The organism is Pseudomonas agronomica, assembly GCF_025917275.1.
GTDB lineage: Bacteria > Pseudomonadota > Gammaproteobacteria > Pseudomonadales > Pseudomonadaceae > Aquipseudomonas > Aquipseudomonas agronomica.
On sequence record NZ_JAOSHO010000856.1, the window covers coordinates 1 to 1,244 of the forward strand.

1 protein-coding gene and 1 pseudogene are annotated in these 1,244 nt (G+C 60.7%); both read left to right on the forward strand.

Annotation, left to right across the window (positions count from 1 at the left end; translation table 11 throughout):
* Positions 1-2 precede the first annotated feature (2 nt).
* Positions 3-713: an ABC transporter permease gene (locus tag OC610_RS27690; RefSeq protein ID WP_264432715.1), complete on the forward strand. Its 711-nt coding sequence runs from the start codon at positions 3-5 to the stop codon at positions 711-713.
* A gap of 27 nt (positions 714-740) precedes the next feature.
* Positions 741-1,244 (forward strand): annotated as a pseudogene (locus OC610_RS27695) (succinylglutamate desuccinylase); the annotation flags it as partial.

Here is a 1,244-nt window from a genome sequence, read left to right on the forward strand (position 1 = left end):
CGATGATCGAACTCCTGCAAGAATACTGGCGACCGTTCCTCTACAGCGATGGCACCAACATCACTGGCCTGGCCATGACCCTCTGGCTGCTCAGCGCCTCGCTGCTGGTGGGTTTCCTGGTGTCGATCCCGCTGTCCATCGCCCGGGTTTCGCCAAAGATCTATGTCCGTTGGCCGGTGCAGTTCTACACCTACCTGTTCCGCGGCACACCGCTCTATATCCAATTGCTGATTTGCTACACCGGCATCTACAGCATCGCCGCGGTACGCGCCCAGCCCCTGCTCGACAGTTTCTTTCGCGACGCGATGAACTGCACGATCCTGGCGTTCGCGTTGAACACCTGCGCCTACACCACGGAGATCTTCGCCGGGGCGATTCGCAGCATGAACCATGGCGAAGTCGAAGCAGCCAAGGCTTACGGGTTGACCGGTTGGAAGCTCTACACCTACGTGATCATGCCGTCCGCGCTGCGTCGCTCGTTGCCGTACTACAGTAACGAAGTGATCTTGATGCTGCATTCGACGACCGTGGCGTTCACCGCTACCGTTCCCGATGTGCTGAAGGTCGCGCGGGATGCCAACTCGGCCACATTCCTGACGTTCCAGTCGTTCGGGATCGCCGCGCTGATCTACCTGACCGTCACGTTTGCACTGGTGGGCCTCTTCCGTCTCGCCGAGCGCCGCTGGCTGGCCTTTCTCGGCCCAACCCACTAAGGCTTCCGTTCCAGGACATACACGTAAATGCGCCACCAGATCCATGACCTGCTGGCCCCGCTGCCGGGGACCGCACGCAAGATCCACAGCTTCCACTTCGGCCCGGAAAAAGCCGCTGGCAAAATCTATATCCAGTCGTCCCTGCACGCCGATGAGTTGCCCGGCATGCTCGTGGCCTGGCACCTCAAGCAGCGCCTGGCCGAACTTGAAAAATCCGGCCACCTGCGACACGAAATCGTGCTGGTGCCGGTCGCCAACCCTGTCGGCCTTGAACAGGTATTGATGGATGTGCCCCTGGGCCGCTACGAATTGGAAAGTGGGCAGAATTTCAACCGCCGCTTCGTCGACCTGAGCGAAGAGATCGGTAACGAAATCGAAGAGTTGCTCACCGACGATCCGCAGCACAACCTGTTGCTCATCCGCACCAGCCTGCGTGATGCCCTGAGTCGGCAGACCGCCGGCACGCAACTGCAATCCCAGCGCCTGGTCCTGCAGCGGCTGGCCTGCGACGCCGACATGGTGCTCGACCTG